Annotated in this window: 22 protein-coding genes and 2 pseudogenes; 21 read left to right on the top strand and 3 right to left on the bottom strand. The window is 69.5% G+C overall.

Features of this window, described 5'->3' with window-relative positions:
- Nucleotides 1-79: 79 nt before the first annotated feature.
- The 10 genes from hrcA to AB3K78_RS06495 all read left to right on the top strand — a co-directional run bounded on the left by hrcA (nucleotide 80) and on the right by AB3K78_RS06495 (nucleotide 7,632).
- A complete protein-coding gene (gene hrcA, locus AB3K78_RS06540; protein ID WP_416446965.1) occupies nucleotides 80-1,114 on the top strand; it encodes a heat-inducible transcriptional repressor HrcA in 1,035 nt (344 codons plus the stop codon).
- An 83-nt stretch (nucleotides 1,115-1,197) separates the two neighbouring features.
- The gene (dnaJ, locus tag AB3K78_RS06535) at nucleotides 1,198-2,304 is read left to right on the top strand and encodes a molecular chaperone DnaJ (RefSeq protein WP_416446963.1); all 1,107 of its coding nucleotides are present in this window, start codon (nucleotides 1,198-1,200) and stop codon (nucleotides 2,302-2,304) included.
- Between the two features lie 19 nt (nucleotides 2,305-2,323).
- Nucleotides 2,324-3,109, top strand: a complete 786-nt coding sequence (locus AB3K78_RS06530) for a 16S rRNA (uracil(1498)-N(3))-methyltransferase (protein ID WP_416446961.1) — start codon at nucleotides 2,324-2,326, stop codon at nucleotides 3,107-3,109.
- Nucleotides 3,110-3,130: 21 nt separating this feature from the next.
- A complete protein-coding gene (locus AB3K78_RS06525; RefSeq protein WP_416446959.1) occupies nucleotides 3,131-3,481 on the top strand; it encodes a histidine triad nucleotide-binding protein in 351 nt (116 codons plus the stop codon).
- A 39-nt stretch (nucleotides 3,482-3,520) separates the two neighbouring features.
- Nucleotides 3,521-4,492 (top strand): PhoH family protein, encoded by a 972-nt coding sequence (locus AB3K78_RS06520; protein ID WP_416446957.1) that lies wholly within the window; start codon nucleotides 3,521-3,523, stop codon nucleotides 4,490-4,492.
- Nucleotides 4,489-4,950 carry an rRNA maturation RNase YbeY gene (ybeY, locus tag AB3K78_RS06515; protein ID WP_416446956.1) on the top strand — a complete coding sequence of 154 codons (462 nt, stop codon included), beginning with the start codon at nucleotides 4,489-4,491 and terminating at the stop codon, nucleotides 4,948-4,950. Before AB3K78_RS06520 ends, ybeY begins: the two co-directional genes overlap by 4 nt.
- Nucleotides 4,947-5,906, top strand: coding sequence for a CNNM domain-containing protein (locus AB3K78_RS06510; RefSeq protein ID WP_416446954.1), 960 nt, complete (start codon nucleotides 4,947-4,949; stop codon nucleotides 5,904-5,906). The genes ybeY and AB3K78_RS06510 overlap by 4 nt, the downstream gene beginning before the upstream one ends.
- A 56-nt stretch (nucleotides 5,907-5,962) precedes the next feature.
- A complete protein-coding gene (locus tag AB3K78_RS06505) occupies nucleotides 5,963-6,253 on the top strand; it encodes a transporter associated domain-containing protein (RefSeq protein WP_416446952.1) in 291 nt (96 codons plus the stop codon).
- A complete protein-coding gene (era, locus tag AB3K78_RS06500; protein WP_416446950.1) occupies nucleotides 6,250-7,176 on the top strand; it encodes a GTPase Era in 927 nt (308 codons plus the stop codon). Before AB3K78_RS06505 ends, era begins: the two co-directional genes overlap by 4 nt.
- 81 nt (nucleotides 7,177-7,257) lie before the next feature.
- Complete coding sequence (locus tag AB3K78_RS06495) at nucleotides 7,258-7,632, top strand: DUF5684 domain-containing protein (protein WP_416446948.1); 375 nt, start codon at nucleotides 7,258-7,260, stop codon at nucleotides 7,630-7,632.
- Between the two features lie 6 nt (nucleotides 7,633-7,638).
- Here the strand turns inward: AB3K78_RS06495 and AB3K78_RS06490 are convergent, their stop codons facing one another.
- A complete protein-coding gene (locus AB3K78_RS06490) occupies nucleotides 7,639-8,649 on the bottom strand; it encodes a LacI family DNA-binding transcriptional regulator (RefSeq protein ID WP_416446947.1) in 1,011 nt (336 codons plus the stop codon).
- 161 nt (nucleotides 8,650-8,810) lie between these two features.
- On the opposite strand from AB3K78_RS06490, the gene AB3K78_RS06485 reads away from it, so the two are divergent.
- The 4 genes from AB3K78_RS06485 to AB3K78_RS06470 are packed head-to-tail and all read left to right on the top strand — an operon-like array spanning nucleotide 8,811 to nucleotide 11,705.
- Nucleotides 8,811-8,951, top strand: a complete 141-nt coding sequence (locus AB3K78_RS06485) for a hypothetical protein (protein ID WP_416446945.1) — start codon at nucleotides 8,811-8,813, stop codon at nucleotides 8,949-8,951.
- Complete coding sequence (locus AB3K78_RS06480; RefSeq protein WP_416446943.1) at nucleotides 8,948-9,070, top strand: hypothetical protein; 123 nt, start codon at nucleotides 8,948-8,950, stop codon at nucleotides 9,068-9,070. The genes AB3K78_RS06485 and AB3K78_RS06480 overlap by 4 nt, the downstream gene beginning before the upstream one ends.
- Nucleotides 9,067-10,581: a sodium:solute symporter family protein gene (locus tag AB3K78_RS06475; protein WP_416446941.1), complete on the top strand. Its 1,515-nt coding sequence runs from the start codon at nucleotides 9,067-9,069 to the stop codon at nucleotides 10,579-10,581. Before AB3K78_RS06480 ends, AB3K78_RS06475 begins: the two co-directional genes overlap by 4 nt.
- Nucleotides 10,578-11,705, top strand: a complete 1,128-nt coding sequence (locus AB3K78_RS06470) for a class II histone deacetylase (protein WP_416446940.1) — start codon at nucleotides 10,578-10,580, stop codon at nucleotides 11,703-11,705. The genes AB3K78_RS06475 and AB3K78_RS06470 overlap by 4 nt, the downstream gene beginning before the upstream one ends.
- Before the next feature lie 71 nt (nucleotides 11,706-11,776).
- Here the strand turns inward: AB3K78_RS06470 and AB3K78_RS06465 are convergent, their stop codons facing one another.
- Complete coding sequence (locus tag AB3K78_RS06465) at nucleotides 11,777-13,600, bottom strand: DUF2207 domain-containing protein (protein ID WP_416446938.1); 1,824 nt, start codon at nucleotides 13,598-13,600, stop codon at nucleotides 11,777-11,779.
- Nucleotides 13,601-13,774: 174 nt separating this feature from the next.
- Between AB3K78_RS06465 and leuA the strand changes: the two are divergent.
- The 7 genes and pseudogenes from leuA to AB3K78_RS06430 all read left to right on the top strand — a co-directional run bounded on the left by leuA (nucleotide 13,775) and on the right by AB3K78_RS06430 (nucleotide 22,870).
- Nucleotides 13,775-15,537 (top strand): annotated as a pseudogene (gene leuA, locus AB3K78_RS06460) (2-isopropylmalate synthase).
- A 70-nt stretch (nucleotides 15,538-15,607) separates the two neighbouring features.
- A complete protein-coding gene (ruvA, locus tag AB3K78_RS06455; protein WP_416446936.1) occupies nucleotides 15,608-16,237 on the top strand; it encodes a Holliday junction branch migration protein RuvA in 630 nt (209 codons plus the stop codon).
- Nucleotides 16,234-17,231, top strand: a pseudogene (ruvB, locus tag AB3K78_RS06450) (Holliday junction branch migration DNA helicase RuvB). The gene ruvA and the pseudogene ruvB overlap by 4 nt, the downstream one beginning before the upstream one ends.
- Before the next feature lie 78 nt (nucleotides 17,232-17,309).
- Nucleotides 17,310-17,735 (top strand): preprotein translocase subunit YajC, encoded by a 426-nt coding sequence (gene yajC, locus AB3K78_RS06445; RefSeq protein ID WP_416446935.1) that lies wholly within the window; start codon nucleotides 17,310-17,312, stop codon nucleotides 17,733-17,735.
- A complete protein-coding gene (secD, locus tag AB3K78_RS06440; RefSeq protein ID WP_416446933.1) occupies nucleotides 17,644-19,584 on the top strand; it encodes a protein translocase subunit SecD in 1,941 nt (646 codons plus the stop codon). The genes yajC and secD overlap by 92 nt, the downstream gene beginning before the upstream one ends.
- 2 nt (nucleotides 19,585-19,586) lie before the next feature.
- A complete protein-coding gene (secF, locus tag AB3K78_RS06435) occupies nucleotides 19,587-20,597 on the top strand; it encodes a protein translocase subunit SecF (protein WP_416446932.1) in 1,011 nt (336 codons plus the stop codon).
- A gap of 32 nt (nucleotides 20,598-20,629) precedes the next feature.
- Entirely contained in the window at nucleotides 20,630-22,870 is a 2,241-nt protein-coding gene (locus AB3K78_RS06430; protein ID WP_416446931.1) for a RelA/SpoT family protein, read from the top strand.
- On the opposite strand, the gene AB3K78_RS06425 is transcribed toward AB3K78_RS06430, so the two are convergent.
- Nucleotides 22,860-23,423: a hypothetical protein gene (locus AB3K78_RS06425; protein WP_416446930.1), complete on the bottom strand. Its 564-nt coding sequence runs from the start codon at nucleotides 23,421-23,423 to the stop codon at nucleotides 22,860-22,862. The genes AB3K78_RS06430 and AB3K78_RS06425 overlap by 11 nt on opposite strands.
- Nucleotides 23,424-23,457 lie beyond the last annotated feature (34 nt).

The raw sequence follows: 23,457 nt of genomic DNA, 5'->3' as shown, positions 1-23,457 counted from the left end.
ACTTGGCACTCAACGATTGCGAGTGCCAGTCGACGGGCTTCGGCCCGACCAACATCGAATGCCGGCGAGGAGGTGCGTGATGGTCTCGGAACGCAGTCTCGCCGTGCTGCACGCGCTGGTGGGGGACTACGTCGAGTCGAACGAGCCGGTCGGCTCGAAATCGATCGTCGAGCGGCACAGTTTCGGCGTCTCGGCGGCCACGATCCGCAACGACATGGCGCTGCTCGAGGACGAAGAGCTGATCGCCGCGCCGCACACCTCCTCGGGCCGCGTCCCCACCGACAAGGGCTACCGGCTCTACGTCGACACGCTCAGCCGCTTCCAGCCGCTGAGCGCCGGACAACGGGCAGCGATCGAACGATTCCTCGGCGAATCCAGCGACCTCGACGACGCCATGGCGCGCACCGTGCGCCTGCTGGCGCAGCTCACCAATCAGGTGGCCGTGGTGCAGTACCCGTCGCTCAAGCGCACGACCGTTCGCCACATCGACCTCGTCGCCGTCGGCGAGGCCCGCGTGCTCTGCGTGCTGATCCTCGGCACAGGCGTGGTAGAGCAGCAGGTCGCCGCGCTGCCGGCGCTGCGGGTCACCGAGGCCTGGGTGCACGGCCTGAGCGAGCGCATCGCCGGTGCCGTCGTCGGCACCGACCTCGAGAGCGCCGTGCACGCCGCCGAACAGCTCGACCGCACGGTCGGGGACTGGGCGGAGGCAGCCGAGGCGGAGCTCGTCCGCAGCGTGCTCGCGGTCGTGATCGGCCAGCTCCGGGCGAATCGCAGCGAACGCATCGCGATCGCGGGGGCTGCGAACCTGTCGCGCGGCGCCGACTTCTCAGGCAGCCTCTCCACGGTGCTCGAGGCCATCGAGGAGCAGGTCACCCTGCTCCGACTGTTCGGCGAGATGGCGCAGGAGGGTCGAGAGGTCTCGGCGTCCATCGGTCGCGAGAACGAGCCGTACGGGCTCGAGAGCGCCTCGATCATCGCCTCCGGGTACGAGGACGACTCGATCACGCCCTCCCAGCTCGGCGTGCTGGGCCCCGTGCGCATGGACTACGCCGGCAACATGGCCGCGGTGCGCGCGGTCGCGAGATACCTGAACCGCACCCTCGGCGAGGGGTGACCCCGGTCGCAGCGCCGGGGCTCCCGGCGGCAGCGACCTTCGAACTTCATCCACCATCGAATCGATGAGAGGAGCCGCACACCGTGGCGGACCACTACGAGACGCTCGGCGTCGCACGCGACGCATCGCCCGAAGAGATCAAGAAGGCCTACCGGCGCCTGGCGCGGGAGCTGCACCCCGACGTGAACCCGAGCGAGGAGGCGTCCGAGCGCTTCAAGGGCGTCACCCACGCGTACGACGTGCTCAGCGACCCCAACGAGCGCCGTCGTTACGACATGGGCGGGTCCGAGGGCGGCGCGTCGATGGGCGACTTCGGCGACATCTTCGAGACGTTCTTCGGCGGGAGCGGCTTCGGCGGCGGCCAGCGCGGGCCCCGGTCCCGCGCGGAGCGCGGCGACGACGCGATGATCCGGGTCGACGTCTCGCTCGCCGAAGTGATCTTCGGCGTGCAGCGCGAGGTCAGCATCAATACTGCCGTGCTCTGCGGAACGTGCTCGGGCAGCTGCTGCCAGCCCGGCACGGTGCCCGTCACCTGCGACGTCTGCCACGGCTCCGGCCAGGTCCAGCGGCAGGTGCGTTCGCTGTTCGGCAACGTGGTGACCAACCACCCCTGCGGCTCCTGCCACGGCTATGGGACCATCATCGAGCATCCCTGCGTGGAGTGCGGCGGCAAGGGGCGCGTGCGCGAGCGCCGCACCCTCACCGTCGACATCCCCTCGGGCATCGACACCGGCACCCGACTCCAGATGCGCGGCGGCGGCGAGGTCGGTCCGGGCGGCGGCCCGAACGGCGACCTGTTCATCGAGTTCCGCGTCACCCACCACGACATCTTCAGCCGCGATGGCAATGACCTGCTCTGCACGCTGCAGGTCGGCATGACCGACGCGATCCTCGGCACCGAAAGCACGGTGGCCGGTCTCGACGGCGACGTGCAGGTCGAGGTTCCCGGCGGCACCCAGTCGGGGGACGTCATCACCGTCCGGGGCCGCGGGATCCAGGGGCTCCGATCCACCTCGCGCGGCGACCTGAAGATCGCGGTCCAGGTGGTCACCCCGACCAAGCTGTCCAACCGCGAGAAGGATCTGGTGCGCCAGCTGGCCGCACTGCGCAAGGAGGATGGCCCCCAGCTGGGCGAATTCCAGCAGGGCTTCTTCGGCAAGATCCGCGACCGGTTCTTCCGTCAGGGCTGACGGCGGAACGGGCAGCACCGTGGCGAATCTGTACTACGCCGAGCGCGGAACCGCGCTGGCCCTCGGCGCGACCGTCGAGATCGGCGGCGAGGAGGCCCGGCATGCCGTACGGGTGAGCCGCCTCCGGGTCGGCGAGCGGATCCTCCTCGGCGACGGCGACGGCACCATCGGCGAGGGCGTCGTCGTGCGTGCCGACCGCGATCGGTTCGCGGTCGAGCTCGACGACCTGCGGCGCGAACCGGAGGCGAGTCCGCGACTCACCCTGGTGCAGGCCCTCGCCAAGGGCGACCGCGATGAGCGCGCGGTCGAGCAGGCGACCGAGTTCGGCGTGGACCGGGTGCTGCCCTGGCAGGCGTCCCGCTCCGTCTCGCGCTGGGAAGGCTCCGGTGCTGCCGAGAAGGCGGCGAAGGGTGTCGCGAAGTGGTCGCGCATCGCCCGGGAGGCTTCGAAGCAGTCGCTCCGTTCCCGGGTCCCGGAGGTCGGGTTCCCGGTCACGGTGGAAGAACTGCGCATCGCCGCGGCGGACCCCGAGCGCGCGGTCATCGCGCTGCACCCCCGGGGCGAGCGCACGCTGTCGGAATGGTCCGCCCGATTCTCCGCCGACGCGGGTCGCGCCTCCGATGCCCGCCTCCCGAGCGAGATCCTGCTCGTCGTCGGTCCCGAAGGCGGCTTCGGCGACGCCGAGCTCGACGCGCTCGAGGCGGCCGGGGCCGAGATCCTCGTGCTCGGCACCACGGTGCTGCGCACGTCGTCCGCCGGGCCCGCCGGCCTCGCCGTGCTGAACGTCGCGCTCGGCCGCTGGTGAGTCCGTCGATAGACTGATCCCATGGCAGCAGAGACCATCTTCGGCAAGATCGTGGCAGGCGAGATCCCGGTCGAGATCCTCGCCGAGACCGAGCGCGTGATCGCGTTCCCCGACATCAGCCCGCAGGCACCGGTGCACCTCCTGGTGATCCCCAAGACCACCGAGTACGCGAACGTGACCGAGCTGGCGGCGGGGGATCCCGCGCTGCTCGCGGAGATGATCGAGGTCGCGCAGCGGCTCGCGGAGGAGCACGCGAACGGCGACTACCGACTCCTGTTCAACACCGGAGCGAGCGCCGGGCAGACCGTCTTCCACGTGCACGCGCACGTGCTGGCCGGTGGACTCGAGGAGCGCAGCCTCGTTGGCAACTGACGCTCCGGCCCCGAGCGGGGCCCGCAGCTCGAGCGCACCGTGCTGCTCACCGGGGTCGACCTGGCGAGTTTCCTCGGGCACCGCGATCAGCTGATCGCGGATCTCGAACAGCAGCATCCCGCGGTGTCCTTCCACGCTCGCGATCACGTGCTGACCCTGCGCGGCCCGGCCGATCAGGTGCGCGCGGCGGAGCAGGTCGTGAGCGAAGTGCTCGAAGTGGCGCGCCGGAGCGGCGCGGTCTCCCGCCATGACGTCCGAGAGGTGACCCGCATGGTCGAACGCGGCGACGGCCCCACCGCTGCCCAGGTGCTGTCGGAACCGATCCTCAGCGTGCGCGGGAACGCGATCCGGCCGCAGACCGCAGGCCAGCGGTCCTACGTCGATGCGATCGACCGGAACACGATCGTCTTCGGCATCGGCCCCGCGGGCACCGGCAAGACCTACCTCGCGATGGCGAAGGCCGTCCAGGCGCTGCAGCGCCGCGAGGTGGCGAAGATCATCCTCACCCGACCGGCGGTCGAAGCCGAGGAACGCCTCGGCTACCTGCCGGGCAGCCTCGAGGACAAGATCGATCCCTACCTGCGGCCGCTGTTCGACGCGGTCGGGTCGATGATGGATCAGGACCTGGTGCCGCGTCTGCTCGCGAACGGCACCATCGAGGTCGCGCCGCTCGCCTACATGCGTGGCCGCACGCTCAACGAGTCCTTCGTGATCCTCGACGAGGCCCAGAACACGACTCCGGAGCAGATGAAGATGTTCCTGACCCGCCTCGGCTACGGATCCAAGATGGTCGTGACCGGCGATGTGACCCAGGTCGATCTGCCCATCGGCACGAGCGGGCTCCGGCTCATGAACCGGATCCTGCGGGGTGTCGACGACATCCACTTCGCCGAGCTGTCCTCCGACGACATCGTGCGGCACAGCCTGGTCGGGCGCATCGTGGATGCCTACTCGGCCTACGAAGAAGCACGCGCGGCGAACCGCGACGAACGAAAGGGTCCCGCAGCATGAGCGTCGAGATCAACAACGAGTCCGGCATCGAGGTCGCCGAGGAGAGCCTGCAGCGCCTCGCCGCTTTCGTGTTCGAATCGCTGCACGTCCACCCCGAGACCGACCTCGGCGTGCTGTTCGTCGACGAGGCCGCGATCGAGCAGCTGCACGTGCAGTGGATGGACGAACCCGGTCCCACCGACGTGCTGAGCTTCCCCATGGACGAGCTGCGCCCCGGCCGTGTCGATGCGCCGACGCCCGCCGGCCTGCTGGGCGACGTCGTGATCTGCCCGCAGGTCGCCGAGCTGCAGGCCGAGGCCGCCGGCCACGATCTCCTCCAGGAGGTGCGCGTGCTCCTGACGCACGGCATGCTGCACCTGCTCGGCTTCGATCACGGCACTCCCGACGAGGAGGCCGAGATGTTCGGCCTCCAGCGCGACCTGCTGCTCGGATTCGCGATGCGCGAGCGGGGCCGATGACCGGCGGTCTGATCGCGCTCTTCCTCGCGGCGGCCGTCGTGCTGCTCGCGATCGGCGGCCTGCTCGCCGCGAGCGATGCAGCGCTGTCGGTCCGCTCGAAGGCCGAGCTCCTTGCGCTGTCCGAGGACGCGCGCCGAGGGGCGTCGATCCGGGCGATCGCGGAGGACGAGGCGGCGCACCAGAACGCGCTGGGCTTCGCGCGCGTCGCCGCCGAGACGCTCGCGGCCGTCCTCATCACTCTCGTGCTCGCGGCGCTCATCGAACCGCTCTGGCTGACGCTGCTCGCGGCCGCACTCATCATGACCGCGGTCACCTTCGTGCTGGTCGGGACGAGCCCCCGCACGGTCGGCACGCACCACCCCGACGGCATCATCCGCTTCTCGGCGCCGCTGGTGCACGGGATCCGCGTGCTGCTGGGCCCGGTCGCGAGCAGCCTGATGCGCGTCGGGGACCGTGTGACCCCGGGCCGCGGCGGCAGCGCGCTGATCCGAGACGAGCAGCAGTTGCTGTCGATGGTGGACCAGGCCGCCGAGCAGGAGCTGCTCGAGGCCGATGACCGCGACTACATCCACTCGCTCGTCGAGTTCGGCGACACCCGCGTGCGCGAGCTGATGGTGCCCCGCACCGACATGGTGACCGTCGATGCCGGACTGTCGATGAAGGACGCGCTCGAAGCGATCCTGGCCTCGCGGCACTCGCGCGTGCCCGTGGTCACCGATGACGTCGACGACATCGTGGGCGTCGCGCACCTCCGCGACGCGAGCGGGTTCGTGCTGCGCCGACCCGAGGAAGCGGAATCCGCGCCGATCACCCGCGTGATGAAGCCGGCCCTGTTCGTCCCCGAGCTGCAGCCGGCGGATGCGCTCCTGCGCCAGATGCAGCGCGAGTCCGTGCACCTGGCTCTCGCGGTCGACGAGTACGGGGGATCTCCGGTCTCGTCACCCTCGAAGACCTGATCGAGGAGCTGCTCGGCGACATCAGCGACGAGCACGATCGCGAGACGCCCGAGATCGTGATCGACGGCGACGGGTTCATCGTGAGCGCCCGACTCACGATCGACCGGCTCGGCGAGCTGTTCGAGCGCGAGCTCGAGGACGACGAGGTCGACACGGTCGGCGGCCTGCTCGCCAAGCACCTCGGCAGGCTCGCGGAGCCCGGCGACCGGGTGGAGATCGACGGAATCGAACTGACCGCCCTCGAGACCGAGCGACGCAGGCAGCGCCTCATGACGGCGCGCGTGCGCTGGGTGGGCACCGAAGACAACGACGCGGATCAGCTCCGCCGGGAAGAGGAACAGCAGTGAACGCAGAGCAGGCCGACGGCGTCGGCACCGAGCCCGAGGGCGAGCACCGCGCGGGTTTCGTCTCCTTCGTGGGGCGGCCGAACGTCGGCAAATCCACGCTGACGAACGCGCTCGTCGGTCAGAAGATCGCGATCACGAGCCCGAAGCCGCAGACCACGCGCCGCGCGATTCGCGGTATCGTGCACCGGCCCGACGGGCAGCTCATCATCGTCGACACGCCGGGCATCCATCGGCCCCGGACCCTGCTCGGCGAGCGGCTGAACGCGCTGGTGGAAGCGACGCTCGGCGACGTCGACGTGATCGGCTTCTGCGTGCCGGCGAACGAGAAGCTCGGCCCCGGTGACCGCTTCATCAACGAGCGGCTCGACGACTTCCCCCGCGCCAAGAAGGTCGCGATCCTCACCAAGGTCGACGAGGCCTCGAACGGGGAGATCATCGATCAGCTGACCCGGCTCGGCGAGCTGCGGGAATGGGACGCGGTCGTGCCGATCTCCTCGGTCACCCGGGATCAGCTCGACGTGCTCTCCGACGTGCTGCTCGAGCTCATGCCGGTATCGCCGCCGCTCTACGAGGCGGAGCAGATCACCGACGAGAACGAGGACGACCGCATCGCGGAGCTCATCCGCGAGGCGGCGCTCGACGGCATGCGCGACGAGCTGCCGCACTCGCTCGCCGCGACGGTCGACGACCGCGAGGAGCGCGAGGACGGGCTCCTGGCGCTCTACGCATCGATCTACGTCGAGCGCGACAGCCAGAAGGGGATCGTGATCGGCAGGGGCGGATCGCAGCTCCGCGACATCGGCGAGCGCGCCCGGCACGAGATCGAGGCGCTACTTGGCCGCCGCGTCTACCTGTCGTTGCGCGTGAAGCTGCTCAAGGAGTGGCAGCGCGATCCGAAGGCGCTGGGCCGGCTCGGATTCTGAACGCTGTCGCGGGCCCGGTCCGCTGACTAGGCTCGGACCCACGGGCACGCCGCCGCCGCGGCTCGCAGGAGAGGAACGCTCATGAACTACGGAATCACCGATCAGGCCCAGTTCACCGCGCTCAGCGGACCCGCTACCGTCGTGGGCATCGTCTGGTACGTGCTCGTCGCGATCGCGCTCTGGAAGACCTTCACGAAGGCCGGCTATCCGGGGATCCTCGCGATCATCCCGATCGTCAACCTGATCTTCCTGGTGAAGATCGCCGGCTTCTCCGGCTGGATAGTGCTGCTCTACCTGATTCCGATCGTGAACGTGATCCTCGCGCTGATCGTGGCGATCAAGGTGGGCGGCAACTTCGGCAAGGGACCCTTCTTCTCGGTCCTCCTGCTCTGGCTGCTCCCGTTCATCGGGTACTTCATCGTCGGGTTCGGCAGCGCCCGGTACCGGCGCGCCTGACGCGGGCTAGCGGCTCCCCGCGGCGGAGAACGCGTCCCCGGGGATCACCGCGTCGTGGGTCCGGCTCGCCGGGGCCCGGGTCGCGCCTTCCAGGAGATCCCTGAGCAGCAGGACCGATGCTCGGCCGAAGCCGGCGGGTCGTATGTCGAGGCTCGTGATCCGCTCGTCACCGAGCTCGGTCACGGGATCGCCAACGAGCGAGACCAGCTCGAAGTCGGATCCCGGTCGCTTCCCGACCCGCTCGAGCGGGGCGAGGAGCCTTCCGGCGAGTCCCTGATAGCTGCAGAGCACGATATCCGGATCGAGGCCCGAGACCAGTTCGTCGAGGACCTCCGCGACCCGATCGCTGCTCGGGTGCACGGGGATCTCCCGGATCCAGGGTTCGACGTGGTGTTCCGCGCACCAGTCGCGGTAGCCGATCACGACGTCCTCCGCGAAGGACGAGTGGAACTGCTGATCGGGGAGCAGCAGCGCCGGGCGGTGCAGTCCTCGGGCGAGCGCACGATCGAGGAGCTCGCCGATGTAGGCGGGGTATCCGACCTCGACGGTGCCGTCCGCGGCGATCTCATCCGGGTCGAGCGGACGACCCGCCGTGACGAGCGGCACGGAGAGCGCGGCGAGCGCGGCGAGCACCGGGTCGCCGGGGAGCGGGTCGATGGCGATGACTCCGTCGACGGCCGGCGGGCGACTGCGCAGCGCAGCTTCGTCGCGGGTGAGCAGCACCAGGTCGATCCCGTTCTCGCCCGCGGCGGCGACCGCGCCGAAGACGAACTCCATGTAGAAGGCGAAGCTGCGGACGACGGGCGGGATGTACAGGCCGACCGCACCGACGCGATTGCCGCGGAGCTGCTGCGCGGCGCGATTGCCGACGTAGCCGAGCGCGGCTGCGGTGTCGCGCACCTGGGCGACGGTCTCGGGTGCGACCCGTCCGCGCCCGTGCAGGGCGTCCGAGACCGTCGTCTTCGACAGGCCGAGTTCGGCTGCGAGATCGACGATCGTGACCCGTCTGGCGCTCATGTTCGACATGCTAGCGCTCGGTGGCGGCGCCGCAGCCCGCGGCGCTCGGGCGGAGCGCAGCGGACGGGGGCTTGACGGGAGCGTGAGGTTGGCGCATCATTGCTGCAGTGCCGGAACGTTCCGGCACCCTCGGCAACGACGCCGACGAAAGGACGCTTCCCATGACCGCACCCGCCAGAACCGGACCGGCCCGGAGCCGCAGACGCGGCATCGCCGCGCTGGTCGCCGCCTCGTTCCTGATCATGCTCTTCCCGCCGCTCCAGTGGCTCGTCGGCTCCGGGGAGTCTGGTACTTCATCGTGACCGGGCTGCTCGTGCTCGCAGCGATCTGGAGCATGTACGTGCTCGACGCCCGTGCCGAGCGCGCGGAGCACTCGGACGGGGCGGCGTCCGTTCCGGCAGCGGGGGAGGACCGGTCATGATCCTGCTCGGATACGGGGGTGTCGCCCTCTTCTTCCTCGTGATCGTCGTGGTGCTCGAGCGCAGTCGGAAGCGCACGGACTCCTTCAGCGAGTACGCGACCGCCGGCCGCTCCTTCGGCCCCTTCTTCTCGACGATGGCCTTCGTGAACACCTGGCTGCCCGGCACTATCTTCATCTCCTTCGCCGGCTACGCGGCCGCGGCCGGTGCGATCGGCTTCTACTCGGTGCCCTACGCCCTGCTCGCCGTGGTCCTCATGTTCATGCTGGCGAAGCCCGTCCACACCTGGGGCAAACGATTCGACCTGCGCACGCAGGCCGACCTGTTGGGTCTCCGCTACGGATCGAAGACGGTCCGCGTGGTCGCCGCGATCATCGGGATCCTCGCCTCCTTCCCCTGGATCGTGCTCGGCATGCAGTCGCTCACGCTCGTGTTCACCTACCTCTCCTTCGGGCAGGTGGCCGCGGGGGCGGCGGCGTTCATCGGCATCGGGGTGCTCGTGCTGCGCCAGGTGTGGACCGTGCGCATGGGCGCCCGCGGGCTCGTGCTCAGCGACATGGTGCAGGGACTCGTCGCCTACGGCCTCGGGTTGCTGCTGATCCTCGGGCTCATCACCTGGCTCGTCACGAACGGTCACGGCTTCGCCGAGCTGCCCGAGGGCTTCTTCCGCCTGCCCGGCCCGGGAAGCGCCGAGGGACCGCTCTACCTGTTCTCGCTCGTCCTCACCGGCGCGCTCGGCGGCTGGTGCTGGCCCGACATCTTCGTGCGCCTCTTCGCGTCGAGCGGGACCCGCACGATCAAGCGCTCCGCGGTCATGGCGGCACCCATCCTGTTCGTCTTCGGCACCGCGCTCTCGGTCCTCGCGATGCTCGCCGCGAGCCTGCCCGGTGTCGCCGAGGCGACCGATGCGGTCTGGTTCATCACCGCGAGCGTCGGGGGACCCGTCGTGCTCACGCTGGCCGGCATCTGCGTGGTGGCAGCCACCATGGGCAATGTGGGCGCGAACCTGCAGGCCCTCGGCGCGCAGACCGCGAACGACATCGTCGGGGTCGCCCGCGGCGAGCGGATCGAGGATCCGAAGACCGGAAAGATCGCCGTCGGAATCCTCACGATCATCGCCGGCATCATCGCGGTGCTCACGGCCACGACGCTGAACGGGCTCATCGCCCTCGCGATGGTCTCCTACCAGGGCATCGTGCAGCTCGCCCCCACCCTGCTGCTCGGAATCTTCTGGCGGCGCGGCAACGCCGTCGGGGCGATCGCCGGAATGGTCTCCGGCTTCGTGGTCGCCGCAGTGCTGCAGCTCGTGTACCCGATCGCGATCCCGGTGCTCGGTGGAATGACGAGCGGCGTCGCAGCGCTCGCGGTCAACACCGTCGTCTACGTGGCGTGCGCGTACCTCGTGCCGGTGTCCCGTGCCGAACGGGATCGCGTCGACGCGCTGTTCGACCACCTCAACGAACCCGACGCCGAGCACCTCGGCGCACCTCTGAACGAAGGAGCCTCCCGATGACGCAGCGGACCACGGGATACGTGTGGCACGAGCGCTATGCCTGGCACGACACGGGGACGGCCGTCGGGGTCGCCCCGTCCGGCGGCTTCAATCAGCCGCACCAGGCGTTCGAGAGTCCCGAATCCAAGTCGCGCATGGCGGGCCTCGTGGAGGTCTCCGGCCTGATCGACGCGCTGGTCCGCGTACCGGCGATCGAGGCTTCCGACACCGATCTCCTGCGAGTGCACACGCCGGAGCACGTGGCGCGCATCCGCGAGCTGAGCTCCGACCGGGGCGGTGACGCGGGCGACGGGTACACGCCGTTCGGCCGGGGCTCCTTCGAAATCGCGAAGCTTGCGGCGGGCGGAACGATGGCGGCGGTCGCCGCGGTGATGCGGGGCGAGGTCGACAACGCCTACGCGCTGGTCCGCCCGCCCGGCCACCACGCCCGCCGGGAGATGGGGATGGGCTACTGCCTCTTCTCGAACGTCTGCGTGGCGATCGAGTACGCGCGCGCCGAGCTCGGCGTCCGGCGCGTGGCGATCATCGACTACGACGTCCACCACGGCAACGGTGCGCAGCAGATCTACTGGGACGATCCCGACGTGCTCGCCATATCGATCCACCAGGATCGCCTGTTCCCGCAGGACACCGGTTCGCTCGACGAGATCGGCGGCCCGGGTGCCGAAGGCCGCAACATCAACATTCCGCTGCCCGCGGGTTCCGGCAACGGTGCGTACCTCGCGGCCATCGAGCGGGTGGCGGCGCCCGCGATCCGGTCGTTCGCTCCGGCCATCGTGATCGTGTCGAGCGGCTTCGACCCGAGCGCGGTCGATCCGCTCGGCTGCATGACGGTCACGTCCGGCGGATTCAAGGCGATGGCCGAGCGCATCCTCGAAGTCGCCGACGAAGCGTGCGGCGGACGCGTCGTGTTCTCGCACGAGGGCGGGTACTCGCCGGTGCACGTGCCGTTCTGCGGGCTCGCGGTGCTCGAAGCGCTGAGCGGACGGGAGACCGGGGTCGAAGATCCGTTCGGGCCCTCGTTCGACGCCTCGCCGGCGCACCCCTTGCAGCCGTGGCAGGACGAGGTCATCGCCCGCGCGGAGGCGATCGCCGAGCGGCTCGGGTTCGGTCGGGGACGGTGATCTCGGTGCGAGGCGAACCCGAAGCGGTCCGTCTCGCACCGGTCGTTGCGCCGCGGCGGGTGCAGGACGGATCAGCGTCCGCCCGAGAACCCGCCGCCTCCGCCTCCGCCCGAGAACCCGCCGCCCGAGGAGCCGCCCGACGAGCTCGAGCTGTAGCTCGCCGACGAGCTGAAGCTGCTCGACATGTCGCTCAGACTGCGGTCGAGTCCGGCGAGGCCGTGGGCCGCGAGCCCCGGGTACCAGACCGGAACCGCCACCCCCGCCTCCTGGTAGCGGACCTCGAGGACGCTGCCCCACTCCTTCTCGAGTCCGAAGAGCATCGCGTAGGGGAGCAGCCGTTCGTAGAGCTGCACGACGTTCACCCCGGCGTCCTCGAGCCGCTCGGCTCCGGTGTAGCTCTGCAGCGTGCGGATCCGGTCCGCCTCGGCCACGCTCGTGAACAGCTTGACGCCCAGCAGGTACTCCCGTGCCTCGGCCCCGGCCGGCGTGAGCACCCGGTGCTTCGCGAGTGCGACGATCGCCAGCACGAGCGACACCGCGAGCAGCAGTGCGACACCGAAGCTGAGGCTTCCGGGACGCCCGATCCCGAGGACGAAGAGGGGCGTGGCCGCGAGGACGAGCGCCAGCGCCACGAGCCCGAGGACGCGGGCGCCGCGGCTCGCCTCAGTGGTCGTGTAGCCGCGTGCCTTCGCCTCGGCGGGAACCCCGCCGACGAGCTTCTGCATCCGCTGGGCGAAACGGGAGTCCTGCTTCGGGAGCTGGAACGCCTGCCCCGGGGCCAGCCCCGCGAAGAGCTCGGAGATGGTCCGCTGATCGAGTGGATCGGTGACCGCGGCGGGATCGAGGAGCCGGAGCACGGGCGGCTGCTTGCCCGACCAGATGCTCTCGGGCTGCTGGCTGTCCTCGATGCGTGCGGCGCCGCACACGGCGAGATGCACGAACTCCGCGGGCAGCACGGACTTCGCACCGCCGACCAGATTCGCGGCGAGCAGCGGAGGCAGGTGCGGTGGAACGTCGTACTGCGCCACGATCGTCCCGCGGAAGAAGCGGCGCTTGCGCACGAGCCTGCCGACGAGGATCGCACCCGCGATACCGCAGCCGAGGGCGCCGAACGCCAGGATCGCGGGGAGCCGGTCCAGCCAGAAGTTCGGCACCCGGTTCGAGGGTTGCGCCACGGTCCCTGGCTCCATGCCGATGGCGACGGTGACCCCCGAGCCCGGCGCGACGTCGGAGAGGCGCACCGCCGCGGTCGCTGCGGTCTCCGAAGCCGGAGGAGACTCGATGGTGCAGCGCTGCTCGGACCCCGCCGGACCGGTGTAGCAGGCCGCGGCTCCCGTGAGCCGCTTCGCGAGCGTCGGAGCGAACTCGACGTCGAGCGAGAACGCGTCGACCCGCTGTTGCCGCTCGATCGGCAGCACGTCCCAGTAGAACTCGTCGGCCCGCGTCTTCGAAGCCGCGAGCACGACGTCCCGGAGCGTGTACGAGATGACGTAGGTCTGCCGTCCGTGGACGTAGGCGTCGTCGCCGACGAGGATGCCGCGGAACCTTCCGGAGTCCTCAGTGGTGAACGGGACCCGCCGGCCGGCGGCGTCGGTGACCGTGATGCCGGTCGGCGGCACGGGGGCATCCTCGTATTCGAGGGGCAGGGCGCGCACGATGCCCCGGTTCTGGTCGAAGTCCGGGAACACCGGGGTCAGGGTCTCGGTGACGCGAGCCACCGCCCGGCCCTCGGCGTCGAGGTCGAGCACGTACTTCGCGTCCCAGCTCTCGTAGGCGAAGTCGTCGACCGAGGCCTGCGCCGGGGACGGCGTCGACGCGAGCGCCGCGGCAACGGCGAGCCCGCCGAGCGCGGCCGCGGCGGACGAGCGGAGGAGCGTTGGGGCGATCCGGGGCATATCGCCAGCCTACGGGCTGGGCGGGAGGGCATGTCGATCCGTGTATAGTGGCGGTATGCGGTTCCGCTCGCTTCTTCTTAGCTGCCGCGACGAGTCCTAGTTCTCAGGCCTCCCTCGTCGCGGCGTTTCGTGTTGGCTGAAAAACTTCGCAAGCGAAAGACAGAAGACGAGATCATGAAGAACCAGCAGCAGCCGACGACCATGCCGATCCACCGGTACCGTCCGTTCCACGAGATCATCGCGGTCGACCTGCCCGATCGCACCTGGCCGAGCAAGCGGATCACCGAGGCCCCCGGTGGTGCGCGGTGGACCTTCGCGACGGGAACCAGGCGCTGATCGACCCGATGAGCCCGGAGCGCAAGCGGATCATGTTCGATCTGCTGGTCAAGATGGGCTACAAGGAGATCGAGGTCGGATTCCCCTCGGCGAGCCAGACCGACTTCGACTTCGTGCGCCAGCTCATCGAAGAGGACGCGATCCCCGAGGACGTCACGATCCAGGTGCTGACCCAGGCGCGCGAGCACCTGATCACCCGCACGTACGAGTCGCTGATCGGCGCCAAGCAGGCGATCGTCCACCTCTACAACTCGACGAGCATCCTGCAGCGGGACGTCGTCTTCCGCTCCGACCGCGAGGGCATCAAGCAGATCGCCGTCGACGGGGCGAAGCTGTGCCGTGCGAGCGAGCACATCTGCGAGGGCACCGAGATCTACTACGAGTACTCGCCCGAGTCCTACACCGGGACCGAGCTCGAGTACGCGGCCGAGGTCTGCAACGAGGTGCTCGAGGTGTTCGAGCCGACGCCGGACCGCAAGGTGATCATCAACCTCCCGGCCACCGTCGAGATGGCGACCCCGAACGTCTACGCCGACTCGATCGAGTGGATGAGCCGCCACCTGAACCATCGCGAGAACGTGATCCTGTCGCTGCACCCGCACAACGACCGGGGCACCGCGGTCGCGGCCGCCGAGCTCGGATACATGGCCGGCGCCGACCGCATCGAGGGCTGCCTCTTCGGCAACGGCGAGCGAACCGGCAACGTCGACCTGGTCGCGCTGGGGATCAACCTGTTCACGCAGGGGATCGACCCCCAGATCGACTTCTCCCGTCTCGACGAGGTGCGACGCACGGCCGAGTACTGCAATCAGCTGCGTGTCCCCGAGCGCAGCCCGTGGGCGGGCGACCTCGTCTACACGGCGTTCTCGGGCTCGCACCAGGACGCGATCAAGAAGGGCTTCGAGCGCATGGCGGCCGACGCCGAGGCCGCCGGAGTCTCCGTCGACGACATCGAGTGGGCGGTTCCCTACCTGCCGGTCGACCCGAAGGATCTGGGCCGTTCGTACGAGGCGGTGATCCGGGTGAACTCGCAGTCGGGCAAGGGCGGCGTCGCGTACCTGCTGAAGACCGACCACTCGCTGGATCTGCCGCGACGACTGCAGATCGAGTTCAGCGCGGTCGTGCAGGGCCTCACCGACACCGAGGGCGGCGAGGTCTCGAGCGACTCCATCTGGAAGATCTTCCAGGACGAGTACCTCCCGGCCCAGGATCCGGATGCGGATCGCTGGGGCCGCTACGAGATCACCCGCACCGCGACCGCGAGCGCGGGTGACGGCGTCACCGAGCTGACGGTCGATCTGCGCGTCGGCGACGAGCAGCAGCAGACCACCGCGCGCGGCAACGGGCCGGTCGACGCGTTCATCCGGGCGCTCGGCGAGCACGGCCATGAGATCACGCTGTTCGACTACGTCGAACACGCGATGAGCTCCGGCGGGGACGCGGTCGCGGCCGCCTACGTCGACCTCGAGGTCGACGGTCAGCGCCTCTGGGGCGTCGGCATCGACCCCGACACCAGCCGCGCGACGCTCAAGGCGATCATCTCCTCCGTCAATCGCTCGGTTCGCGCCGACCAGCGCGTCGCCGAGCCGGTCGGCGCCTGATTCGAAGATATGTTCGCATGATGCGGCGTGGCCCCGACGCGATGTCGGTGCCACGCCGTAGGGTGACTGCGTGATTGCTTCGATTCAGGGCCCTGTGCTCTCCGCGGGAGCGGGCTGGGTGGTTGTCGGTGTCGGTGGTCTCGGCCTGCGGGTCGAAGTCCCCTCCGGGCGGGCGGCCGCGCACACTCCCGGCGAGCAGCTGTCGCTCCACACCTCCCTGGTCGTGCGAGAGGACTCGCTGACGCTCTTCGGCTTCGCAACCGCGGACGAGCTCGAGGTCTTCGGCCAGCTGCTCGCGGTATCGGGCGTCGGCCCGCGCAGCGCGCTCGGCGTGCTGTCGGAACTCACGCCGAGCGAGATCGCGGCCGCCGTATTCGCCGAGGACGAGAAGCCGTTCAAGCGCGTCTCGGGCATCGGGCCCAAGACCGCGAAACTCATCGCGGTGTCGCTCGCAGGCAAGCTGCGTCCCGAGGCCTTCGCGCCGGCGGCCGAGACGCCCGTCGCGGTCGACGGCGACCAGCTGGCCGCCGACGCGGTGCGGGCCGGACTCATGGGACTCGGGTGGGGAGAGTCCGACGCCGAACGCGCGGTCTCCGACGCACGCGCAGCGGGGGCGCCGGGCGACCAGGCCGGTCTGCTGCGCGCCGCGCTGGCGCTGCTGCAGGCGCCGCGCGCTCGCACCGGGAGCTCCGCGCGATGACGGGGGAGCTGTCGGCTCAGGCCACTCCGACCGAGCTGAGCTTCGAGGGAGCGCTCCGCCCGGGCTCGCTCGACGAGTTCGTCGGCCAGGCGAAGGTGCGCAAGCAGCTCCGGCTGCTGCTCGACGCCGCCACGATCCAGCAGCGCTCGCCCGACCACATCCTGCTGGCAGGCCCTCCGGGCCTCGGGAAGACGACGCTCTCGATGATCGTCGCGGCCGAACTCGAGAAGCCCCTGCACCAGACCTCGGGACCCGCGATCCAGCACGCTGGCGATCTCGCGGCCGTGCTCTCGGCGCTGACCCCGGGGAGGTGCTCTTCATTGACGAGATCCATCGCATGGCGCGCAGCGCGGAAGAGATGCTCTATCTCGCGATGGAGGATTTCCGGATCGACATCATGGTCGGCAAGGGCGCCGGTGCGACCTCCATCCCGCTCGAGCTCGCTCCGTTCACCCTGGTCGGGGCCACCACCCGCGCGGGCCTCCTGCCGAATCCCCTGCGCGACCGCTTCGGATTCACCGCGCACCTCGAGTTCTACGCCGACGAGGAGCTCGCCGACGTCGTGCGTCGCGCCGCCCGGCTGCTCGACTTCGGGATCGCGCCCGACGGCATCGACGAGATCTCGCGACGTTCCCGCGGCACCCCGCGTATCGCCAACCGCCTCCTGCGCCGAGTCCGCGACTACTGCCTGGTGCACGGGACGCCGGGGGACACCGAGAGCGTGCACGCCGCGCTGCATCTCTACGACGTGGACGCGCAGGGCCTCGACCGGCTCGACCGGGAAGTGCTGCACGCGGTGGTGGAACGCTTCGGGGGCGGACCCGTCGGCCTCTCGACCCTCGCGGTATCCGTCGGGGAAGAAGCCGAGACCATCGAATCGGTGGTGGAACCGTTCCTCGTGCGATCCGGGCTGCTGACCCGCACTCCGCGCGGGCGCATGGCCACTCGGCGTGCGTGGGAAGCCACAGGTATTCCCATGCCGGATGCCCTATAGTCGTTCCATATGTGCGCATTCGGCGCACCCCTGTGTTCCCGCTCTGAAAGGCCAGTTGTGGACCCGATTACGATCGTCATGTTCGCACTCATCGCAGTGCTCGTCATCTTCATGTTCCGCAACGGCAAGAAGCGGCAGAAGGCGATGCAGGAACTGCAGGACGGTCTGCGTCCGGGTGCCGAGGTGATGCTCCAGTCGGGCATCTACGGCACCATCGAATCGGTCGATGCCGAGGAGAACCGGGTCACCGTCCACAGCGGCACCTCCTCGCTCGTCGTGCACCGCAACGCGGTCGGCCAGATCATCTCTCCGGCCGAGACGGCCGCCGAGCCCGTGGCCGATATCGCTCCCGACGACGACCCCGAGTTCGGCGAGCGCGTCGCGGAGGACGCGGCGGCGCAGGCCCCGAGCGATGCCCCCGAGGCGCCGGCCGCGGAGGCCGCCGCTGGTGAGGCCGCCCCGAGCGCCGACGGCGACGCCAAGCCGTCGGACGACAAGGCGTAACCGCCGCAATCAGCTCCGGCTCCCCGGCCTCGCCGGGGAGCCGCCCGTCTTCCCGTCAGAGAAAGTAGTCCTTCCGTGGCTTCTCCCCCGCGGTGCGCAAAGCCCGTCGCTCCCTCACGTTCCTCGTCGTCATCATCGTCGGGCTCGCCGGTCTCCTCGCCTTCGGGGTGGCCAGGGGCGAGGCGACCTGGATGCCGAAGCTCGCCCTCGACCTGCAGGGCGGTACCCAGGTGCTGCTCGCGCCGAAGCAGACGAGCGGGCAGACCGTGACGGGGAGCAGCTGCAGCAGGCGGTCTCCATCATCCGCCAGCGCGTCGATGCCTCGGGCGTCTCCGAGGCCGAGATCACGACGCAGGGCAACCAGAACATCTCGGTATCGATCCCCGGCAAGGCCGACGAGGCGACGCTGCAGCGCATCGAGGCGTCTGCGAAGCTCGACTTCCGTCCCGTGCTCGCAGAGGGATCCGGCAAGATCCAGATGCCCACCGACGCGGCGCAGAAGGCCGAGGCCGAGAAGGCGTTGGCCGCGCAGAAGCAGGCCGCGAAGGACGCCGAGGCCAAGGGCGAGCTGTACCCCAAGACCCTGCCCAAGGGCGCCGGCGACAAGGAATGGCTGACCCCCGGGCTGCAGGCGCAGTTCGCCGCCTTCGAGTGCACCGCCGACTCCGCGACAGCGGCTGCGTCGGCGCCCGCCGACCGCCCGCTGATCACCTGCGACAACACGGGCACCGTGAAGTACATCCTCGGCCCCGTCGAGATGGGCGGCGAGGTCATCTCCGACGCCGTCGCGCAGCCCGAGACCACGCAGACCGGCGCCACCACCGGCGGCTGGGCCGTGCAGATGACCTTCGACAAGAAGGGCACCAAGACCTTCGGCGACATCAGCACCCGGCTCTACGGTGCGCAGCCGCCGTTCAACCAGTTCGCGTTCGTGCTCGACGGCAGCGTACTGTCGGCGCCGACCATGAACGGCCAGATCCTCAACGGCAAGCCGTCGATCACGGGCGGCTTCACCCAGGAGTCGGCCAAGGCGCTCGCCGACCAGTTGAAGTTCGGCGCGCTGCCGATCAGCTTCACCGTGCAGAGCCAAGAGGACATCTCGGCGACGCTCGGCACCAATCAGCTCCAGGCCGGCCTCCTCGCGGGCCTCATCGGCCTGATCCTCGTCGTCGTCTACTCGCTGTTCCAGTACCGGGCGCTCAGCACACTGACGGTCGCCTCGCTGGCGATCGCCGCGCTGCTCACCTACCTGCTGCTCGCGGTGCTGTCCTGGCGACAGGGCTATCGCCTCTCGCTCGCGGGCGTCGCGGGCATCATCGTGGCCATCGGCATCACCGCGGACTCGTTCATCGTGTACTTCGAACGTATCCGCGACGCGCTGCGCGACGGGCTCAGCCTCGAGCAGTCCGTCGAACGCGGCTGGAAGCAGGCGCTCCGCACGATCCTGGCGTCGGACGGCATCAACTTCCTCGCCGCGGCTATCCTGTTCGTCCTCGCGATCGGCAACGTGCGCGGCTTCGCATTCACGCTCGGCCTCACGACGCTCGTCGACATCATCGTCGTCGCGCTCTTCACACACCCGATGATGGCGTTCGTCAGCCGCATGCGCTTCTTCAACGAGGGGCACTCGTTCTCGGGTCTCGATCCTCGCCGACTCGGCGCCGTGTACCGCGGGCGCGTGCAGTTCCGGGAGCCCGTCGTGGCGACCCACGGCAAGGCGAAGAAGAACGCCGGCAGCCGCAAGGAGGCCGAGCGCCGACAGACCATCGCCGAACGCAAGGCCGCGGAAGCCGCGGGCAGCCCCGACGCCGCGAGCGTCGCCGACACCACCACCGGTAAGGAGAGCTGACCATGGCTCGTTCATTCTCCGAATTCGGCAACGCCCTCTACACCGGTGAGAAGTCGATCAACTTCATCGGCCGGTGGAAGACCTGGTTCCTGGTCGCCGCGATCATGATCCTGATCTCGATCGCCGGACCGTTGCTGCGCGGCGGCTTCACCTTCGGCATCGAATTCACCGGCGGCAGCCAGTTCCAGGTGCACATCGCCGAGGGGCAGAAGCGCGACCAGGCGCTCGCCACGAAGGCCGTCGACGAGGTGCTGCCCGGCTCCGCCCCGCGCGTCTCCCTCGTCGGGCAGACGGACATCCGCGTCCAGACGGAGCAGCTGAAGGACGCCGAGGCCCAGGAGATCCGCAAGGCGCTCGCGAACGCCTATCAGGTCGACGAGTCCGAGGTCACCTCCTCGTACATCGGCGCGCTCTGGGGGCAGGACATCACCCGCCAGGCGGTGATCGCGCTCGGGGTCTTCATCCTCTTCGCGGCCCTGGTGATGGCGATCTACTTCCGTACCTGGAAGATGTCGCTCGCGGCGCTCATCGCGCTGTTCCACGACCTCATCATCACGGCGGGGGTCTACGGCCTGACCGGCTTCGAGATCACCCCGGCGGCGATGATCGGCTTCCTGACGATCCTCGGGTACTCGCTCTACGACACCGTCGTGGTGTTCGACAAGATCCGCGAGAACACCGCTCCGGGCGAGCTCACCGAGCGCCGTACCTTCGGACAGGCCGTCAATCTCGCCGTGAACCAGACGCTCGTGCGTTCGATCAACACCTCCGTGGTGGCGCTGCTCCCGGTCGCTTCGATCCTCTTCATCGGTGCCTTCGTGCTGGGCGCGGGCACCCTGCGCGACATCGCGCTCGCGCTCTTCATCGGCATCCTCGTGGGCGCCTACTCGACGATCTTCATCGCGGCCCCTGCGTACGCGCTGCTGCGTCGGGGCGAGCCCGCGATCAAGAAGCACGATAAGCGGGCGGAGCAGCTGGCGGCCGATTCGGAGCCCGAGCCCAGCGTGGTGTAGCGTTCAACCATCTCAGCGACGGGAGGGTTCGCATGGCGGCAAGTGATCCGGGAACCGTTTCTGCCAGTTCCCTGCGGCGGCTCGTGCCGCGCATCTTCTCTCGCGCGAGTTCCCCCGGGGCGGTCGACCAGCTGGTCCGCACCGTCCGGGGGAACGCGCCGAAGGCCGATCTGTCGGTCATCGAGCGCGCCTACACCGTCGCCGAGCGCGCGCACCGCGGGCAGAAGCGGCGCAGCGGCGAGCCCTACATCACGCACCCCATCGCGGTCGCGCAGATCCTCGCCGACCTGGGCGTCGCGCCGGTCGTGATCGCGGCCGCCCTGCTGCACGACACCGTCGAGGACACCGACTACACGCTCGAGCAGCTCACCGACGACTTCGGCGACGAGATCGCCATGCTCGTCGACGGGGTCACCAAGCTCGACAAGGTCAAGTACGGCGATTCGGCGCAGGCCGAGACCGTCCGCAAGATGGTCGTCGCGATGTCGAAAGACATCCGGGTGCTCGTGATCAAACTCGCCGACCGGCTGCACAACGCGCGGACCTGGGGCTTCGTTCCGGGTGACTCGGCGAAGCGCAAGGCCCAGGAGACCCTCGAGATCTACGCGCCGCTCGCGCACCGGCTCGGCATCCAGTCGATCAAGACCGAACTCGAGGATCTCTCCTTCGCGGTGCTGAAGCCGAAGCTCTACGCCGAGATCCAGAACCTCGTCACCCAGCGCAACCCCAAGCGCGAGGAGCTGGTGGGTGACGTCATCGGTTCGATCGAGTCGGATCTGCGGGACTCCAAGATCCGCGGCGAGGTCACCGGGCGCCCCAAGGAGCTCTACTCGATCTATCAGAAGATGATCGTGCGCGGCCGCGACTTCGACGACATCTACGACCTCGTCGGCATTCGCGTGCTGGTGAGCTCGATCCGCGACTGCTACGCGGTGCTCGGCGCGGTGCACGCTCGCTGGACGCCGATCCCCGGGCGCTTCAAGGATTACATCGCGACCCCCAAGTTCAACCTGTACCAGTCGCTGCACACCACCGTCATCGGTCCGGACGGCCGTGCCGTCGAGATCCAGATCCGCACCTTCGAGATGCATCAGCGTGCCGAATACGGCGTTGCGGCCCACTGGAAGTACAAGCAGCAGGGCGGGCAGGCGCAGGGGCAGAGCTCCGCCGACATGGCCTGGCTCGCGCACATCTCGGACTGGCAGGCCGAGACCGAGGACCCGAGCGAGTTCCTCGACGCGCTCCGGTATGAGATCGGCGCCAAGGAGGTCTACGTCTTCACGCCCAAGGGCCGGGTCATCGGACTGCCCGACGGCGGAACCACCGTCGACTTCGCCTACGCCGTCCACACGGAGGTCGGGCACCGCACCATGGGTGCGCGGGTCAACGGCCGTCTCGTGCCCCTCGAGACCGAACTGCACAACGGCGACGTCGTCGAAGTTTTCACCTCGAAGGATCCCGACGCCGGCCCGAACCAGAGCTGGCTGAGCTTCGTCAAGAGCAAGCGCGCGCAGAACAAGATCCGGCAGTGGTTCACCAAGGAGCGCCGCGATGAGGCGGTCGAGCAGGGCAAGGAGGACATCACCAAGGCCCTGCGCAAGCAGAACCTGCCTCTGCACCAGATCATGAACTCCGAGGCGATCCAGCAGGTCGCCCTGCAATTGCGCTACGTGGACGTTACGGGTCTCTTCGCCGCAGTGGGCGAGGGGCACGTCTCGGCCCAGTCCGTGATCGAGAAGGTCACCGCGCTGGTCGCGGCCGACGAGGCCACCGTCGAAGCCGTGGAGACGGCGCGGCCCGGTCTCGGCGCGCGGCGTGCGGGGAAGCCCGATGCGAACAGCGGCGTCGTGGTCAAGGGCGCGTCGGACGTGCTCGTGAAACTCGCGAAGTGCTGCACGCCCGTGCCGGGCGACGAGATCCGCGGATTCATCACCAAGGGGCAGGGCATCTCGGTGCACCGCACCGATTGCCGCAATTTCCTCGCGCTCGCGCATCAGGAGGAGCGTCTCGTCGACGTCGAATGGGCGCCGACCGCCAAGAGCGTCTTCCTGGTGCAGATCCAGGTCGAGGCGCTCGACCGCTCGGGGCTGCTCTCGGACGTGACCCGGGCGCTCTCCGAACACCACGTCAACATCCTGTCGGCTTCGGTGCAGACGTCGAGTTCTCGCCTCGCGCTGAGCCGCTTCGTGTTCGAGATGGCCAACACGACCCACCTGGAGCACGTGCTCAACGCGGTGCGCCGGATCGAGGGGTCTACGACGCCTATCGGGTGAGCGGCGGCTGAACCGGGGGAAAGCCGCACTCGCGCAGGCGGCTGCGGGCACGGGCCCGATGCGGACGTCGGGAGCCCTCGACGCGAGCGTGCAGAGCCTCGGCCCCGGCCGTGACGCCGAGGACGAGCAGCCGGCAGCTCGCACGCTCCGCGGACCCGAACTCGGGTTCGTGAAAGAGCAATTCTTCGGCGGTGCGCAGGCGGGACGTGACCCGGAGTCCGTCGAATTCGACGAGATCGTCGTCGCTCAGACGGTACTCGTGCACCTGCAGCGAGCTGCTCCCGAGGCGACCCGCGCGTCGGCCGCCGAGCACCGTCGCGTGCAACGGCCGCCCCGGATCGCGTCGAGCACCCCACACCCACGCTGCGGTGGCTCCGCATGCCGCGAGGTCCGGGCCGATCCAGGCCGCCAGCGCGACGAGGCGCACCGCGGGGGACTCGGGCCATCCGATGCCGCGCACTCCCGGCCCGCACGCGGTCAGCGCGCCGCGGAGGCGGGCTGCCGAGCGAACCGCGACGGGCCAGCGGTCGATACGGGGCGGGGAAGCGGACATGCCTCCATGATGCAAACGATCCCGGGGGTTCGGA

Origin of the sequence: Leucobacter sp. HNU (genome assembly GCF_047946755.1) — a bacterium.
Taxonomy (GTDB): Bacteria; Actinomycetota; Actinomycetes; order Actinomycetales; family Microbacteriaceae; genus Leucobacter.
The sequence above is the reverse complement of the archived record's forward strand: the minus strand, read 5'-3'. Positions and strand labels throughout refer to the sequence as shown.